Annotated in this window: 10 protein-coding genes and 1 pseudogene; 7 read left to right on the top strand and 4 right to left on the bottom strand. The window is 55.5% G+C overall.

What is annotated here, in order from left to right:
- Nucleotides 1-14: 14 nt before the first annotated feature.
- Together rcsC and gyrA are read right to left on the bottom strand one after the other, a co-directional pair.
- Nucleotides 15-2,861 (bottom strand): two-component system sensor histidine kinase RcsC, encoded by a 2,847-nt coding sequence (rcsC, locus tag GJ746_RS17355; RefSeq protein WP_154681319.1) that lies wholly within the window; start codon nucleotides 2,859-2,861, stop codon nucleotides 15-17.
- 131 nt (nucleotides 2,862-2,992) lie between these two features.
- Nucleotides 2,993-5,626 (bottom strand): DNA topoisomerase (ATP-hydrolyzing) subunit A, encoded by a 2,634-nt coding sequence (gyrA, locus tag GJ746_RS17360; RefSeq protein WP_154681320.1) that lies wholly within the window; start codon nucleotides 5,624-5,626, stop codon nucleotides 2,993-2,995.
- A gap of 185 nt (nucleotides 5,627-5,811) precedes the next feature.
- Between gyrA and ubiG the strand changes: the two genes are divergently transcribed.
- From ubiG to yfaE, 4 genes are all read left to right on the top strand, one after another.
- Complete coding sequence (gene ubiG / locus GJ746_RS17365; RefSeq protein WP_154681321.1) at nucleotides 5,812-6,540, top strand: bifunctional 2-polyprenyl-6-hydroxyphenol methylase/3-demethylubiquinol 3-O-methyltransferase UbiG; 729 nt, start codon at nucleotides 5,812-5,814, stop codon at nucleotides 6,538-6,540.
- Between the two features lie 344 nt (nucleotides 6,541-6,884).
- The gene (nrdA, locus tag GJ746_RS17370; protein WP_154681322.1) at nucleotides 6,885-9,170 is read left to right on the top strand and encodes a class 1a ribonucleoside-diphosphate reductase subunit alpha; all 2,286 of its coding nucleotides are present in this window, start codon (nucleotides 6,885-6,887) and stop codon (nucleotides 9,168-9,170) included.
- 102 nt (nucleotides 9,171-9,272) lie between these two features.
- Entirely contained in the window at nucleotides 9,273-10,403 is a 1,131-nt protein-coding gene (gene nrdB, locus GJ746_RS17375; RefSeq protein WP_004104001.1) for a class Ia ribonucleoside-diphosphate reductase subunit beta, read from the top strand.
- Nucleotides 10,403-10,657: a class I ribonucleotide reductase maintenance protein YfaE gene (gene yfaE, locus GJ746_RS17380; RefSeq protein ID WP_154681323.1), complete on the top strand. Its 255-nt coding sequence runs from the start codon at nucleotides 10,403-10,405 to the stop codon at nucleotides 10,655-10,657. The genes nrdB and yfaE overlap by 1 nt, the downstream gene beginning before the upstream one ends.
- 83 nt (nucleotides 10,658-10,740) lie before the next feature.
- Here yfaE and glpQ read toward each other — a convergent pair whose 3' ends face one another.
- Both glpQ and glpT read right to left on the bottom strand, forming a co-directional pair.
- Nucleotides 10,741-11,811 (bottom strand): glycerophosphodiester phosphodiesterase, encoded by a 1,071-nt coding sequence (gene glpQ, locus GJ746_RS17385; RefSeq protein WP_154681324.1) that lies wholly within the window; start codon nucleotides 11,809-11,811, stop codon nucleotides 10,741-10,743.
- 9 nt (nucleotides 11,812-11,820) lie between these two features.
- Nucleotides 11,821-13,163: pseudogene (gene glpT / locus GJ746_RS17390) on the bottom strand (glycerol-3-phosphate transporter).
- A 270-nt stretch (nucleotides 13,164-13,433) separates the two neighbouring features.
- Here glpT and glpA point away from each other — a divergent pair.
- Genes glpA through glpC form a run of 3 tightly spaced genes read left to right on the top strand, consistent with a single transcriptional unit; the run spans nucleotide 13,434 to nucleotide 17,480 of the window.
- Nucleotides 13,434-15,056 carry an anaerobic glycerol-3-phosphate dehydrogenase subunit A gene (glpA, locus tag GJ746_RS17395; RefSeq protein WP_154681325.1) on the top strand — a complete coding sequence of 541 codons (1,623 nt, stop codon included), beginning with the start codon at nucleotides 13,434-13,436 and terminating at the stop codon, nucleotides 15,054-15,056.
- Nucleotides 15,046-16,305: a glycerol-3-phosphate dehydrogenase subunit GlpB gene (gene glpB, locus GJ746_RS17400; protein WP_154681326.1), complete on the top strand. Its 1,260-nt coding sequence runs from the start codon at nucleotides 15,046-15,048 to the stop codon at nucleotides 16,303-16,305. Before glpA ends, glpB begins: the two co-directional genes overlap by 11 nt.
- Nucleotides 16,302-17,480, top strand: a complete 1,179-nt coding sequence (glpC, locus tag GJ746_RS17405; protein WP_154681327.1) for an anaerobic glycerol-3-phosphate dehydrogenase subunit GlpC — start codon at nucleotides 16,302-16,304, stop codon at nucleotides 17,478-17,480. Before glpB ends, glpC begins: the two co-directional genes overlap by 4 nt.
- Nucleotides 17,481-17,497: the final 17 nt, after the last annotated feature.

The following is a 17,497-nucleotide window of genomic DNA, read 5'->3' on the forward strand; positions in this document are numbered from 1 at the left end:
TCCGGGATGCTGCTTTACTCCCTTCCCTTACGTACCCGCACAGCGTAGACCGCCAGGGTCTGCTTGATAATATCCAGAGTGACCGGCTTAGAAAGGCAGCTGTCCATCCCGGACTCCAGACAGCGCTGTTTCTCCTCCGCCAGGGCATTGGCGGTGACCCCAATAACCGGCAGCGTGAGACCTAACTGGCGAATACGCTGGGTCAGGCGATAACCATCCATATTTGGCATGTTGACGTCGCTAAGCACAATATCAATATGCTGTTTGCTCAGAACGTTCAGCGCATCGACCCCGTCGTTTGCCGTCACGCACTGATAGCCCAGCGAGCCGAGCTGATCGGCCAGCAAGCGCCGGTTAATCGGATGGTCGTCAACCACCAGAATCATCATGTCATCATTGCTGGCGGTTTGCCCATCCGTAGCCGAAAGCGCGGGCCCGTTTTCATCGTTAGCCACGGCAATATGGAAAATGCGCCCCAGCAGCGGCAGCAGTTCATGCGGCGTAGCCACGCTATGCAGCCACTCGCCGGGCGCTCGTTCTTGCGGAATACCAATATGCCGACGACAGAATATGACTACCGCCCCGCCGCTCCAGGCCGCATGCATCTCGTTATCGGTTAGCAGAATATCTTCCGTTCCCGGCTGTTGCCCATCTAAACGACGAACCGGAATACCGTGATATTTCAACAGCTGCTCAACAAACAGCGCCAGCGAGCTGTTGTTAATCGCCAGCCAGCAGCATTTTTCAGCCAGGCCATCAATAATCAGCGGTGGCGTATTTTGTACGCCATAAAGCGGGATGCGGATGGTGAACCGACTGCCTATGCCAGGTTCGGTTTCAATGGCGATATCGCCATCCATCATGCTGATAAGCTTTTCACAGATCGCCAGCCCGAGCCCGGTTCCCTGAAAATTGCGCTGCACGCCGGTACCAACCTGGAAGAATGGATCGAACAGCCGCACAACCTCTTTCGCCGGGATCCCTTCCCCGGTATCGCGGACGCTGATTTGTAGATAATAATCCGCCCGCTCGACGTGCAGGATAATGCAGCCGGTATCGGTAAACTTAATCGCATTACTTAACAGGTTTGAAATAACCTGCTGCAGGCGCATCGGGTCGCCTGACATCAGCTGCGGCACGTCAGGTTCAATAAAGCAGTAGAGACCAAGTTGTTTACGTACCACCAACGGCAGATAGTTGGCGGAAATATGGTTCATCACCTCACGCGGCGAAAATTCCCGCGGCTCAATTTTCAGCTGCTCGGACTCAATTTTTGAGAAATCGAGGATATCGCTAATGATTTTCAGCAGCAGGCTGGAAGAGTTGTTCATCGCCGTCACCAGACGATCGACCCCCTTCGGTAGCTCTTTGGTCTGCAATAAATCCAGGTTACCGATAATCCCGTATAGCGGCGTACGCAGTTCGTGGCTGACGGTGGCGAGAAACATTGATTTCGACTGGCTGGCCTGCTCGGCAGCCTGAGCCATCTCCTGCAGCGACTCCTCCATTTTGACGCGCGCCGAGACATCAACCAGTACGCATATCGCCACGTTCTCATTACGATAGCGCGAGTGCACAAAGCTAATTTGCAGGTTGGTATTGTTACTGGTCAGAACATCGACAAAGTTCACCTGCTGACCGCAGATAATCTGCGTCAGCCGCTGCCTGTCTTCGTGCGTCAGCATGTTGAGATAGTTATGCGCCAGCTCGTTACTGAGAATATTGGTACCATCGAGCGTCCGCAGAATACAGATCCCCACCGGCGCGGAAGCAACGATTTTTCGGTTGAACTGCTCATGCTCTTCCAGCCGCTGAGCATCATTTTCTGCCGGAATAAAAATCCGTCGCTCATACATCCGGGCAAGAGCAAAAAGGAGCACCCCGGTAAGGATATTGAGCACCACCGCATTCAGTATCAGCATCCGGATACGTTCCAGAACCTGATCGACCGATACCGAATAAACGATGCTCAGAGATGACGGCGGCAGGCTTTTTTTCATCGCCAGCTCGCGAAAGCCGGAGGTATAGCCAAACCACAGACGCTCCTGCATCCACTTCGCGTCCGGTTTAAGATTATTATTCGAGCCGACCAGCGAGATCAGCGACTGGCCGTTATCGTCAAGGATTGTCACGTTCATCGGCAAACTGCCCGGGGTAAAGAAACTCTCCATACGAATGGTTTGCTCCACGCCGAGCATCGCCTGCAGGCGATTCGCCACATAGATTGGCGTCAGCGCGTAAAAATATCCAACGCCCGGACGGACGCCCTGGCTTATCCAGAACAGATTGTTACCGCGCTCGTTTTGCGGAGCATCGCGATACTGCTCAATGCGCTGATGCAGAACTTTTAGCGCCTGGTCCCGCTCCAGAGGAATATCACGCAGGCCGAAGTTGGCCATACACAGATTGTCGCTGCCGATCAAAAAAATACGATTGAGATCGTAGGCCGTCGAGAAATTATCCCGCCAGTAGCGCATAAACCACGCCAGCGACTGCAGCGAATTACGCCAGGTAGAGCTCATCAGCGAACAGTCGGAATCCGGGTAGAGCGGTTCAAAATTAGGGGTTGCGATATCGCCGTGCTGGACAGGCGTATCACCGCCTTCGCTACCATCCATCGGCCGGTTACCCGCCACATACTTCAGCTCTTTAATTACATCGGACGTACGCTGGATATAGCGCTGCGCCTGGTCGGCGTTGAGGTTAAATTCCTGGCGAATTTCCGACTCACGATCGTGCAGAGCATTGACGATGTAAAACACCGAGACAAAAGCAATGAGCGTCCACAGCAGTACCGCCAGCGCTCTGAACAGATAGCGTGAAACCTTTAATGTGGTATGGAAGGAAGCTAGATATTTCAATGTGGCGATGCTCGGCCGTCAGGGGCTCAACAGAATGGCGTTAAGGTAACGATAAAACAACGCTCCCGCAACGGGAAAACAAAAAGGGCCGGGGATAATCCCGACCCTTTCAGAACAATTACCGCAGAGAATTACTCTTCATCTTCGGCGATGTCATCATCAGTATCGGCTTCCGGAGCGATATCATCATCGCCTTCGGCCACGCTACCGTCGATAGCATCCAGCTCTTCATCATCAACCGGCTCAGCAACGCGCTGCAGCCCGACCACGTTTTCATCTTCCGCTGTGCGGATCAGAATGACGCCCTGCGTGTTGCGGCCCACAATGCTGACTTCAGATACGCGAGTTCGAACCAGCGTGCCGGCATCGGTGATCATCATGATCTGGTCGCAGTCATCAACCTGCACCGCGCCCACAACGGAACCGTTACGTTCGGTAACTTTGATAGAGATAACGCCCTGAGTCGCACGCGACTTGGTCGGATACTCTTCTGCTGCGGTACGTTTACCGTAGCCATTCTGCGTGACGGTCAGGATGGCCCCTTCACCGCGCGGAATGATCAACGAAACCACTTTGTCTTCACCGGCCAGCTTGATACCGCGTACGCCGGTAGCGGTACGGCCCATCGCACGGACGGCGTCCTCTTTAAAGCGCACCACTTTACCGGCGGCGGAGAACAGCATGACTTCGTCCTGGCCGGAGGTCAGGTCGACGCCAATCAGCTCATCACCCTCATTGAGGTTAACCGCGATAATACCGGCAGAACGCGGACGGCTGAATTCAGTCAGCGCCGTTTTCTTCACCGTACCGCTGGCGGTGGCCATAAAGACGTTCACGCCCTCTTCGTACTCGCGTACCGGCAGAATCGCGGTGATACGTTCGTTGGCTTCCAGCGGCAACAGATTGACGATCGGACGACCGCGGGCGCCGCGGCTGGCTTCCGGCAGCTGATAAACCTTCATCCAGTAGAGACGGCCGCGGCTGGAGAAGCAGAGGATCGTGTCGTGGGTGTTGGCCACCAGCAGGCGGTCGATAAAGTCTTCTTCTTTAATCCGCGCCGCAGATTTACCTTTACCGCCACGACGCTGTGCTTCGTAGTCGGTTAACGGCTGGTACTTCACGTAACCCTGGTGCGAAAGGGTCACGACAACATCTTCCTGGTTGATCAGGTCTTCGATGTTGATATCCGCGCTGTTAGCGGTGATCTCGGTACGACGCGCGTCGCCGAACTGTTCACGGACCAGCTCCAGCTCTTCGCGGATAACCTCCATCAGACGCTCGGCGCTGCCCAGTATGTGCAGCAGTTCAGCAATTTGTTCCAGCAGCTCTTTGTATTCATCGAGCAGTTTTTCATGCTCAAGGCCGGTCAGCTTCTGCAAACGCAGATCCAGAATCGCCTGCGCCTGCTGTTCGGTCAGGTAGTACTGACCGTCGCGTACGCCGAACTCAGGCTCCAGCCATTCCGGACGGGCGGCGTCATCGCCTGCGCGTTCCAGCATCGCGGAAACATTACCCAGATCCCATGAACGGGCGATTAATGCTGCTTTCGCTTCCGCCGGGGTCGGCGCGCGGCGAATCAGTTCGATAATCGGATCGATGTTGGCCAGGGCAATCGCCAGCGCTTCAAGGATATGCGCGCGATCGCGGGCTTTGCGCAGTTCGAAAATCGTACGCCGGGTTACCACTTCGCGGCGGTGGCGCACAAACGCGGCAATAATTTCTTTCAGGTTCATGATCTTCGGCTGACCATGGTGCAGGGCAACCATGTTAATACCGAAGGAGACCTGGAGCTGAGTCTGTGAATAAAGGTTGTTAAGAACCACCTCGCCCACGGCATCGCGCTTCACTTCAATCACGATGCGCATACCGTCTTTATCAGACTCGTCGCGCAGCGCGCTGATGCCCTCAACGCGCTTGTCTTTAACCAGTTCAGCGATTTTCTCAATCAGGCGCGCTTTATTCACCTGATACGGAATTTCATGCACGATAATGGTTTCGCGACCGGTTTTCGCATCAGCTTCGACTTCCGCGCGGGCGCGAATGTACACTTTACCGCGACCGGTACGATAGGCCTCTTCAATGCCGCGGCGACCGTTGATGATCGCGGCGGTCGGGAAGTCCGGGCCAGGAATATGTTCCATCAGCCCTTCAATGCTGATGTCTTCGTTTTCGACATAGGCCAGGCAGCCGTTGATCACTTCGGTGAGGTTGTGCGGCGGAATGTTGGTCGCCATACCCACCGCGATACCGGACGAACCGTTAACCAGCAGGTTCGGGATTTTGGTCGGCATAACGTCAGGGATCTTCTCCGTGCCGTCATAGTTATCGACGAAATCCACCGTCTCTTTTTCCAGGTCGGCCATCAGCTCATGAGCGATCTTCGACATACGGATTTCCGTATAACGCATCGCTGCGGCGGAATCGCCGTCGACCGAACCAAAGTTACCCTGGCCATCTACCAGCATATAACGCAAGGAGAATGGCTGCGCCATACGGACAATGGTGTCATATACGGCAGTATCACCATGAGGGTGGTATTTACCGATTACGTCACCAACGACACGGGCAGATTTTTTATAGGCTTTGTTCCAGTCATTGCCCAATACGTTCATGGCGTATAGTACGCGACGGTGTACCGGCTTCAGGCCATCTCGGACATCCGGCAGCGCACGGCCAACAATGACCGACATCGCGTAATCCAGATATGAGCTCTTCAGCTCTTCCTCAATGTTGACCGGTGTAATTTCTCTCGCAAGGTCGCTCATCTAACCGCTATCCCTCTACTGTATCCCGGATTCAAAGGTCGCAAATTATAACACAGCCGCGGTGATACGGGTAAACCTATACCCAATGAATTTCGCGCGATAAAAGGCGGCAGGGATAGACGGTTTATTCATCCCTGAGGCCTGATATACTTGCCGGTCTGAACTGAACAGGAGTAAAAGCGCCCATGAATGCCGAAAAACCGTCGGTGGCCCACAACGTTGATCATAATGAAATCGCTAAATTTGAAGCCGTCGCCTCGCGCTGGTGGGATTTAGAGGGCGAATTCAAGCCGTTACATCGTATCAACCCTCTACGCCTTGGCTATATTGCGGAGCGTTCAGGCGGACTGTTTGGCAAGAAAGTGCTCGATGTCGGCTGCGGTGGCGGCATTCTGGCAGAAAGCATGGCCCGGGAAGGCGCAACGGTAACCGGTCTGGATATGGGGTTTGAGCCGCTACAGGTGGCAAAACTGCACGCTCTGGAGAGCGGGATTCAGGTTGAGTATGTTCAGGAAACCGTTGAAGAGCACGCGGCGAAACATGCTCAGCAGTATGATGTCGTTACCTGCATGGAAATGCTGGAGCACGTACCGGACCCGCAGTCGGTGGTCCACGCCTGCGCGCGGCTGGTTAAACCGGGCGGCCAGGTTTTCTTCTCTACCATTAACCGTAACGGTAAAGCCTGGCTGATGGCGGTAGTGGGCGCCGAGTACATCATGAAAATGGTGCCAAAAGGCACCCATGACGTGAAGAAATTCATTAAGCCTGCGGAGCTTATTGGCTGGGTTGATGAGACAATTCTGAAAGAGCAGCATATTACCGGTCTTCACTACAATCCGTTGACCAATACCTTCAAGCTGGCGCCGGGCGTTGATGTTAACTATATGTTGCATACAACGGCGAAAAACGCATAACGTCAGCTGTATTTCATATGATGATTGCGCGGCGTCAAGCCGCGTGATTATTCCTGGCGATGAAGAAATCAGCACTCGATCAAAATTTCATTTTTTTTTCTGATTTATTGACATCTTCTCCAGGCCTTATGTGGCGTGGATTTCGCGATCATTACTCTTCCGCAACCTCAATTTAACGTCAAAATCAACTCTTGTGCTCAAAAGAATCCTTACTAGAATACTCACCATATAGCGTTTCTTTTATCGACAACCCCCTACATATAGTATTTATCCACAGAGTTAGTCACAACGACGATCTGTGGATAAGTGGGGAATATTTTCTTTCACGGACAGGTATAATCCACATGAATCAGAGTCTGCTGGTGACAAAGCGCGACGGTAGCACCGAGCGTATCAATCTCGATAAAATCCACCGCGTGCTGGATTGGGCGGCAGAAGGGCTGAATAACGTATCCATCTCCCAGGTAGAACTGCGCTCTCACATTCAGTTCTATGACGGCATCAAAACCGCCGACATTCACGAAACCATTATCAAAGCTGCAGCGGACCTTATTTCGCGCGATGCTCCGGACTACCAGTATCTGGCCGCCCGTCTGGCGATTTTTCACCTGCGCAAAAAAGCCTACGGTCAGTTCGAGCCGCCGGCGCTGTTCGATCACGTCTCGAAAATGGTGAAAAACGGCAAATACGATACTCATCTGCTGGAAGACTACACGGAAGAAGAGTTCAAGCAGATGGATTCGTTTATCGAGCACGATCGCGATATGACCTTCTCCTACGCTGCGGTTAAGCAGCTGGAAGGAAAATATCTGGTTCAAAACCGCGTCACCGGTGAGATCTACGAAAGCGCCCAGTTCCTCTACATCCTGGTTGCCGCATGCCTGTTCTCCAACTATCCGCGCGAAACGCGCCTGGACTACATCAAGCGTTTCTACGACGCGGTGTCCACCTTTAAAATTTCGCTGCCGACGCCGATTATGTCCGGCGTACGTACCCCGACGCGTCAGTTCAGCTCCTGCGTGCTGATCGAGTGCGGTGATAGCCTGGATTCTATTAACGCCACCTCCAGCGCCATTGTTAAATACGTTTCTCAGCGCGCCGGTATCGGTATTAACGCCGGCCGCATCCGCGCGCTGGGTAGCCCGATCCGCGGCGGTGAAGCCTTCCACACCGGCTGCATCCCGTTCTATAAGCACTTCCAGACGGCGGTAAAATCCTGTTCACAGGGTGGCGTTCGCGGCGGTGCGGCGACGCTCTTCTACCCGATGTGGCATCTGGAAGTTGAAAGCCTGCTGGTGCTGAAAAATAACCGTGGCACTGACGCCAACCGCGTTCGTCATATGGATTACGGCGTACAAATTAACAAGCTGATGTACACCCGTCTGCTGAAAGGCGGCGATATCACGCTGTTCAGCCCGTCAGACGTCCCTGGCCTCTACGATGCGTTTTTCGCCGACCAGGACGAGTTCGAGCGTCTTTATACTCAATACGAGCAGGATTCCAGCATTCGTAAACAGCGTATTAAAGCGGTAGAACTGTTCTCGTTAATGATGCAGGAGCGCGCCTCCACTGGTCGTATCTATATCCAGAACGTTGACCACTGCAACACCCACAGCCCGTTCGATCCGGTTGTCGCGCCGGTGCGTCAATCCAACCTGTGCCTGGAAATCGCACTGCCGACCAAGCCGCTGGAAGATGTTAACGACGAAAACGGCGAAATCGCCCTGTGTACCCTGTCCGCTTTCAACCTTGGCGCGATCGATAGCCTTGATGAGCTGGAAGAGCTGGCGGTACTGGCGGTTCGCGCGCTGGATGCCCTGCTGGATTACCAGGACTATCCGATCCCGGCAGCCAAACGCGGCGCCATGGGCCGTCGTACCCTGGGTATTGGCGTGATTAACTTTGCCTACTACCTGGCGAAACACGGCAAGCGCTATTCCGACGGCAGCGCCAACAATCTGACGCACAAAACGTTCGAGGCGATTCAGTACTATCTGCTGAAGGCTTCCAACGAACTGGCTATCGAGCAGGGCGCGTGCCCGTGGTTTAACGAAACCACCTATGCCAAAGGCATTCTGCCGATCGATACTTATAAAAAAGACCTGGATGCGATCGTCAATGAATCCCTGCATTACGACTGGGAAGCGTTGCGCGAATCGATCAAAACGCACGGCCTGCGCAACTCAACCCTCTCCGCGCTGATGCCGTCCGAGACCTCTTCGCAGATTTCCAACGCCACCAACGGCATTGAGCCGCCGCGCGGCCACGTCAGTATCAAAGCGTCGAAAGACGGGATCCTGCGCCAGGTGGTGCCGGATTACGAAAAACTGCAGAACGGCTACGAGCTGCTGTGGGAAATGCCGAACAACGACGGCTATTTACAGCTGGTCGGTATTATGCAGAAGTTCATCGATCAGTCGATTTCCGCCAATACCAACTACGACCCGACGCGTTTCCCTTCCGGAAAAGTGCCGATGCAGCAGCTGCTCAAAGACTTGCTCAATGCCTATAAGTTCGGCGTAAAAACGCTGTACTATCACAACACCCGTGATGGCGCAGAGGATTCCCAGGATGACCTGGCGCCGTCTATTCAGGACGACGGCTGCGAAAGCGGCGCATGTAAGATCTAAGTTATTTTTGCCGGGTGGCGCAACGCTTACCCGGCCTACGGTTTTGTAGGCCCGGCAAACGAAACGCCGCCGGGCGATACAATCTCAACAGGACTCACTTCAATGGCATATACCACTTTTTCACAGACGAAAAACGATCAGCTGCTCGAGCCTATGTTCTTTGGCCAGCCGGTGAACGTCGCCCGCTACGATCAGCAAAAATATGACATCTTCGAAAAGCTGATTGAAAAACAGCTCTCCTTCTTCTGGCGTCCGGAAGAAGTTGACGTTTCTCGCGACCGTATCGACTACCAAGCGCTGCCGGAACACGAAAAACACATTTTTATCAGCAATCTGAAATATCAGACGCTGCTGGATTCGATCCAGGGCCGCAGCCCGAATGTTGCCCTGCTGCCGCTGATTTCGATTCCGGAGCTGGAAACCTGGGTGGAAACCTGGGCGTTTTCCGAGACTATCCACTCGCGCTCCTATACCCATATCATCCGCAATATCGTTAACGATCCGGCGATGGTATTTGACGATATCGTCACCAACGAGCAGATTCAGAAACGCGCGGAAGGCATTTCCAGCTACTACGATGAATTGATTGAGCTGACCAGCTACTGGCATCTGCTGGGCGAAGGCACACACAGCGTGAACGGTAAAACGATTACCGTGAACCTGCGCGAGCTGAAGAAGAAACTCTACCTGTGCCTGATGAGCGTAAACGCGCTGGAAGCTATTCGTTTTTACGTTAGCTTCGCCTGCTCTTTCGCCTTTGCCGAGCGCAAGCTGATGGAAGGTAACGCTAAAATTATCCGCCTGATCGCCCGTGACGAAGCGTTGCACCTGACCGGCACTCAGCACATGCTGAACCTGCTGCGCTCCGGCGTTGACGATCCGGAAATGGCGGAAATCGCCGAAGAGTGTAAACAGGAGTGCTACGACCTGTTTGTGCTGGCGGCGCAGCAGGAAAAAGAGTGGGCGGATTATCTGTTCCGTGACGGCTCGATGATCGGCCTGAACAAAGATATTCTCTGCCAGTACGTTGAGTACATCACTAACATCCGCATGCAGGCGGTAGGTCTCGATCTGCCGTTCCAGACTCGCTCCAACCCGATCCCGTGGATCAACACCTGGCTGGTGTCTGATAACGTGCAGGTTGCGCCACAGGAAGTAGAAGTCAGTTCTTACCTGGTCGGACAGATCGACTCCGAAGTCGACGCTGACGATCTGAGCAACTTCCAGCTCTGATGAAAAGCATTTTTCTGCGGATTTCTGACACTCGTCTTGAGTGTCAGGATGAACACCCCTCCCTGCTGGCAGCCCTGGAATCGCATAATATCGACGTGGAGTATCAGTGCCGGGAAGGCTACTGCGGCTCCTGTCGTATACGGCTGGTTTCCGGGCAGGTTGACTGGCTAACCGAGCCGCTGGCGTTTGTCCAGCCGGGAGAGATTTTGCCCTGCTGCTGTCGGGCGAAAGGCGATATTGAGATCGAGATGTAAGTTTTGTCGGGCGGCACTACCCTTACCCGACCGACAAAACTGCCGTTCACAGGCCGGGTAAGGCGAAGCCGCCACCCGGCTTTTTAGCGCTTATCCTTCAGAAACTGCACCGCTTTATCCGGGAAATCGGTAAACAAGCCGTCAACGTCCGTCTGGTCATACAGCAGATCGTAGAGCTGATTAACGTCGATGGCGTACTCCGGGAGCAGATCCGCCCGGACCGTATACGGATGAACCTGCATGCCGCTGGCGTGCGCTTCTTTCACCATTGCCGTCAGCTTCACATCCCCCGGCTTCGAGCCTTCCGCCACCAGCATGTGATAGTCCGGACCAATGCCGTCAGCGTACTGCGCAATCTGCGCCATCGCTCCCGGCTTGAACATCCAGTCATAGCTGTAGTTCACCCATTTTCCGTCAGCCTGTTTCTGCTGCGTTTCATTCCAGTCGGTATAGGCGATGAGCTGCACCAGATTGAGATCCATGCCCATCTTTGGCGCCAGCTCATTCTTGATTCGTTTGAGCTCGTTGGCGTCAAAACACTGCAGATAGACCTTATCCTGCTTGCTGGTGTAGCCATATTCCTTCAGCACTTTCAGCGTGCTGGCAGCAATATCTTTACCTTCCTGATGGTGAAACCACGGCGCTTTGATTTCCGGATAGATACCGATGTTTTTCCCCGTCGAATGGTTCAGCCCCTGCACGAACTCAATTTCCTCTTCAAAGGTATGAATGCGGAAGTCGGATTTGCCCATCGGGAAACGCCCGGGATAGGTTTGCACGTTCTTGCCATCTTTCGGCTCAAAACCTTCGGTAAACTTCAGCGACTTAATCTCGGCGAGGGTAAAGTCGATGGCGTAAAAACGGCCATCTTTACGCGCCCGCTGTGGGAAACGCTGGGCCACGTCGGTCACCCGATCCAGATAGTGGTCATGCAGGACCACCAGCCGATCGTCTTTAGTCATCACCAGGTCCTGCTCGAGGTAATCGGCCCCCTGAGCGTAGGCCATCGCTTTCGCCGGCAAGGTATGCTCCGGAAGATAGCCGCTGGCGCCACGATGGGCGATGACGATTTTCTCCCCCGCCACGGCGCTAAAAGAGAGCGCCGTGGCGGCCAGGAGCATGCCGCTCATCAGAGCGGTTAATTTGCTTTTCATCACCGCTCCTCAGGACTGTTTGATCTGTTGATGGTGACGTCGTTCACCCAGCATCACGATAATCAATAGCACCACCGCCAGCACGCTGCCGCCAATCATCACCATAAAGCCGCCGTCCCAGCCGAAGAAATCGACGGTATAGCCGACAATAGCGCTCGCGGCCACGGAACCGCCGAGATAGCCGAACAGACCGGTGAAGCCTGCGGCGGTACCGGCGGCTTTTTTCGGCGCCAGCTCCAGCGCATGCAGACCAATCAGCATCACCGGACCGTAGATCAGGAAGCCAATGACAATCATACAGGCCATATCCACACCCGGATTACCCGGCGGATTGAGCCAGTAAACGATGGTAGCGATGGTCACCAGGGTCATAAAGAAGACGCCGGTCGCGCCGCGGTTGCCCTTAAACACTTTATCCGACATCCAGCCGCACAGCAGCGTGCCGGGGATCCCCGCATACTCATAGAGGAAGTAAGCCCAGGAGGATTTATCCAGCGCGAAATGCTTAACCTCTTTCAGGTAAGTCGGCGACCAGTCGAGGATGCCGTAGCGCAGCAGATACACAAACACGTTAGCGACTGCGATATACCACAGCAGCTTGTTTGGCAGGATATACTGCATGAAGATCTGCTTCGCGGTCAGCTCTTCTTCGTGCTTCTCGCTGTAGTCATCAGGATAATCGTTTTTATACTCTTCAATCGGCGGCAGACCGCAGGACTGCGGGGTATCACGCATCATCGCGAAGGCGAAAATCGCCAGCAGGATCGCGCCGAAAGCCGGCATGTACAGCGCCGCGTGCCAGTCAACCACGCCATTCCCAGCAGGAACAGCAGCGGCGGAATACCGCCGCCGACGTTATGCGCGCAGTTCCACACCGAGACGATTCCGCCGCGCTCTTTCTGCGACCACCAGTGCACCATCGTACGGCCGCACGGCGGCCACCCCATCCCCTGGAACCATCCGCAGAGGAACAGCAGCACGAACATTATCATGATGCTGGAAGTAGCCCACGGCACGAAGCCCATCACCAGCATCACCAATGCCGCAAGAATCAAACCTGCTGGTAAAAAAATGCGCGGATTCGAGCGGTCAGAAACCGAACCCATGATGAATTTCGAGAAACCGTAGGCAATAGAGATGCCGGAAAGCGCAAAACCGAGGTCGCCACGGGAGAAACCCTGCTCGATAAGATAAGGCATCGCTAAAGCAAAGTTCTTACGAACCAGATAGTAAGCGGCATATCCGAAGAAAATACCGATAAAAATTTGCCAGCGTAATCGACGATACAACGGATCGATTTCCGCCGTTGGCAAACGCGCTTTATGCGCGGCGGGTTTGAATATACTCAACATATCAGCCTCCGTGGCCATTGCAGTTTTTCTGACATCGACGCAAAAAAACGTAATTTATTCACTAACTTCTGATTTGGTCGCGATGTTAGGCAAAGCGTAAGTCTAATACTGTGAAATGTAGCACAGTTTGTTACAGGAATATGACAGCACTTTCTAATATGCGCACAAAGTCACAACAAATGTTCGAATTGCGCGCAAATATGCTCGAAATCAAACATTAAAAGCCATTGATATGGCTAAATGGTAAAAAACGAAACAGAGGACAGGGAGATGGCCGATAGTTGTGAATATGACGTCATTATTATTGGCGGCGGCGCAACCGGTGCCGGAATTGCCCGCGACTGCGCGCTGCGCGGACTGAAGGCAGCGCTGGTTGAACGCTATGATATCGCCACCGGCGCGACCGGTCGCAACCATGGTCTGCTGCATAGCGGCGCGCGCTATGCGGTAACCGATAGCGAATCAGCGCGGGAGTGCATTAGCGAAAACCGCATCTTACGCCGCATCGCCCGCCACTGCATTGAACCCACCAACGGACTCTTTATCACCCTACCGGAAGACGATCTGGCGTATCAGCAGACCTTTATTACCGCGTGCCAGCAGGCGGGTATTGACGCCGAGCCTCTGACCACCGCGGAAGCGCTGCGCATCGAGCCTACGGTGAACCCGGCTCTGCTCGGCGCGGTAAAAGTCCCCGACGGCACGGTCGATCCTTTCCGCCTTACCGCCGCAAATATGCTCGATGCCCGCGAGCATGGCGCCGTCATCCTCACCGGTTACGAAGTTACCGGCCTGCTGCGCAGCGGTGCTACCATCAGCGGCGTACATGTATACCATCATGCCCAGCGCCGGACGCAAACGCTACGCGCCAGCGTGGTGGTTAACGCCGCCGGGATCTGGGGCCAGCGGATCGCAGAGTATGCCGACCTGCGCATTTCTATGTTTCCGGCTAAGGGATCGCTGCTGATCCTCGACCACCGAATTAATCGCCAGGTCATCAACCGCTGCCGCAAACCGGCTGACGCCGATATCCTGGTGCCGGGCGATACCATTTCGCTGATTGGCACCACCTCCATGCATATCCCCTATGACGAAATTGATGATAACCGGGTGACGACCGAGGAAGTCGATACGTTACTGCGCGAAGGGGAAAAGCTGGCGCCGATTATGGGACGGACGCGAGTACTGCGCGCCTACTCCGGCATACGTCCGCTGGTCGCCAGCGATGACGATCCCAGCGGACGTAGCGTCAGCCGCGGCATTGTGCTGCTCGACCATGAACGGCGCGACGGCATGGAAGGCTTCATAACGATTACCGGCGGTAAGCTGATGACCTATCGACTGATGGCGGAATGGGCCACGGATGCGGTATGCCGTAAGCTCGGCAACACCGTCTCCTGTACAACCGCCGACACGCCGCTGCCCGGCTCGCAGGAGCCAGCGGAAACCACGCTACGCAAAATTATCTCTTTACCCGCCCCGCTGCGCGGATCAGCTATTTATCGCCACGGCGACCGCACTCCCGCCTGGCTTGGCGATAGCCGCCAGCACCGCAGTCTGGTCTGCGAATGCGAGGCGGTTACCGCAGGCGAGGTTCAGTACGCGGTTGAAAATCTGGCGGTGAAAGATCTGCTCGATTTACGCCGCCGTACCCGCGTCGGCATGGGCACCTGTCAGGGCGAGCTGTGCGCCTGTCGCGCCGCCGGGCTGCTCGCGCGTTTCAACGTCACAACCTCCGCACGCTCCCTCACCCAGTTATCCGAATTTCTGAACGAGCGCTGGAAAGGCGTACAGCCGGTGGCCTGGGGAGACGCGCTGCGCGAAAGCGAGTTCACCCGCTGGGTCTATCTCGGCCTGTGCGGATTACAAAAGGAGCATCAGGATGAAGTTTGATTGCGCCATTATCGGCGGCGGGCTTGCCGGTCTGCTCTGCGGGCTGGCGCTCAACCAGCGCGGCCTGCGCAGCGTCATTATCAGCCGCGGTCAAAGCGCCCTGCATTTCTCTTCCGCCTCGCTGGATTTACTCTCCACGCTGCCGAATGGCGAAACCGTTACCGATGTTGCTCACGGTATCAGCCAGCTGGCCCGCCAGCTTCCCGAGCACCCTTATGCCAGACTTGGCGCGGAACGGGTGATGGCTTACGCAGGCCAGGCTCAGACCCTGTTTGCCGACTGCGGTATCGCCATGCAGGGCGATGCCAGCCAGCCACATCTGCGCGTGACGCCGCTAGGCACCTTCCGTTCGGCCTGGCTTTCTCCGCAGGAAATAGCCACTGCGCCGCTGCCAGCAGGCGGCGTCGGCGTGGTCGGCATCAGCGGGTTCGGTGACTTCCAGCCGCATCTTGCGGCCGCCTCTCTGCAGCAGAACGGCGTTACCGCTGAAGCCCATGAGATTGATTTACCGCTGCTTGATGTTCTGCGCGATAGCCCATCCGAATTTCGCGCCGCCAATATCGCCCGCCGACTGGATGATGAAGCCCACTGGCCTGCTCTGCTGGCGGCGCTGCGCCCGCTGGCGCAGCAGTATAATTTAATCATTATGCCCGCCTGCTTCGGCCTCGCTGACGATCGTCTGTATCAGTGGCTGCAGCAGCGTCTGCCCTGCCCGCTGCGCCTGCTGCCTACGCTGCCGCCGTCGGTGCCGGGAATGCGCCTGCACGCCCAGCTTCAACGGCGCTTTATTCGCGGCGGCGGCACCTGGCTTGCCGGGGATGAAGCCATCAATATCAGCCACCACAACGGGGTTGTTAACGCCATCTGGACGCGCAACCACGGCGATATCCCGCTGCGCCCGCGCTTTACGGTACTGGCCAGCGGCAGCTTTTTCAGCAATGGGCTGATTGCCGAAAGAAACGGCGTACGTGAGCCAATACTGGGCCTCGATCTGCAGCAGGCGCTGCCGCGCGAGAGCTGGTATCAGCAAGACTTTTTTGCCTCACAGCCCTGGCAGCGTTTCGGCCTGAAAACCGATGCGGCCCTGCGCCCGCAGATTCAGGGACAGACGCTGGAGAATCTGTTCGCCGTTGGTTCAATACTCGGCGGTTTTGATGCCATCACCCTGGGATGTGGGGGCGGCGTTTGCGTGGTCACGGCGCTGCATGCTGCAAGGCTGATCGGTGAGCTTGCCGGAGGGGAGTTATGAACGATACGCGCTTTGAGCACTGCATTAAATGCACCGTTTGCACCACCGCCTGCCCGGTCAGCCGGGTCAACCCGCGCTACCCGGGGCCAAAACAGGCCGGACCGGACGGCGAGCGCCTGCGCCTGAAGGACGGAGCGCTCTACGATGAGGCGTTAAAATACTGCATTAACTGCAAACGCTGCGAAGTCGCCTGCCCGTCGGACGTTAAAATTGGCGATATTATCCAGCGGGCGCGCATTGAGTACAGCCGACAAAAGCCCACGCTGCGCGATGCGATCCTCAGCCATACCGACCTGATGGGCACCCTTTCCACACCGTTTGCTCCGCTGGTGAACGCCGCTACCGGACTGATGCCGGTACGCCGGGTGCTTGATGCCGCGCTCAAAATCGATCACCGCCGCACGTTGCCCAAATATGGTTTTGGGACCTTCCGCCGCGCTTATCGTCAGCTGGCTGCGCAGCAGGCGCAGTATGCCGAGCAGGTAGCGTTCTTTCACGGTTGCTATGTGAACTACAACAACCCGCAGTTGGGCAAGGACCTTATCCGGGTGCTGAACACGATGGGTATCGGCATGCAGCTATTGAGCAAAGAGAAATGCTGCGGCGTACCGCTGATCGCTAACGGCTTTTTTGCAAAAGCGCGTAAGCAGGCGTTCAGCAACGTCAGCGCGATGCGGGAAAATAATCTGCCGATTATCGCGACGTCATCGACCTGTACTTTTACGCTGCGCGATGAATATCCTCACGTGCTGGATATTGATAATCATGATATCCGCGATCGCGTTGAGCTGGCGACCCGCTGGCTCTGGCGTCAGCTGGATTCCGGCCGGCCGCTGGCGCTAAAAGCGCTGCCGCTGAAGGTGGTTTACCACACGCCCTGCCATATGGAGAAAATGGGCTGGTCGCTGTATACCCTTGAACTATTACGCCTGATCCCCGGACTGCAGCTGGAGGTGCTCGACTCGCAATGCTGCGGAATTGCCGGAACCTCTGGGTTTAAGTCGGAGAACTACGATTCATCACAGGCCATTGGCGCGCCGCTGTTCCGGCAAATTGAGGAGAGCGACGCTGACCTGGTGGTGACCGATTGTGAAACCTGCAAATGGCAGATTGAGATGTCCACCAGCAAACGTTGTGAACATCCCATCTCTGTACTGGCGCAGGCGCTGGCCTGACGCCCACGCCAACACCG

The sequence above is a fragment of the Klebsiella oxytoca genome (genome assembly GCF_009707385.1).
Lineage (GTDB): Bacteria > Pseudomonadota > Gammaproteobacteria > Enterobacterales > Enterobacteriaceae > Klebsiella > Klebsiella oxytoca_C.

What these genes read in the sequence shown, in the direction of transcription:
- nrdA (WP_154681322.1), top strand. Translation starts at nt 6,885, where the DNA reads ATGAATCAGAGTCTGCTGGTGACAAAGCGCGACGGTAGCACCGAGCGT.
- ubiG (WP_154681321.1), top strand. Translation starts at nt 5,812, where the DNA reads ATGAATGCCGAAAAACCGTCGGTGGCCCACAACGTTGATCATAATGAA.
- yfaE (WP_154681323.1), top strand. Translation starts at nt 10,403, where the DNA reads ATGAAAAGCATTTTTCTGCGGATTTCTGACACTCGTCTTGAGTGTCAG.
- gyrA (WP_154681320.1), bottom strand. Translation starts at nt 5,626, where the DNA reads ATGAGCGACCTTGCGAGAGAAATTACACCGGTCAACATTGAGGAAGAG.
- glpA (WP_154681325.1), top strand. Translation starts at nt 13,434, where the DNA reads ATGGCCGATAGTTGTGAATATGACGTCATTATTATTGGCGGCGGCGCA.
- glpQ (WP_154681324.1), bottom strand. Translation starts at nt 11,811, where the DNA reads ATGAAAAGCAAATTAACCGCTCTGATGAGCGGCATGCTCCTGGCCGCC.
- glpC (WP_154681327.1), top strand. Translation starts at nt 16,302, where the DNA reads ATGAACGATACGCGCTTTGAGCACTGCATTAAATGCACCGTTTGCACC.
- glpB (WP_154681326.1), top strand. Translation starts at nt 15,046, where the DNA reads ATGAAGTTTGATTGCGCCATTATCGGCGGCGGGCTTGCCGGTCTGCTC.
- nrdB (WP_004104001.1), top strand. Translation starts at nt 9,273, where the DNA reads ATGGCATATACCACTTTTTCACAGACGAAAAACGATCAGCTGCTCGAG.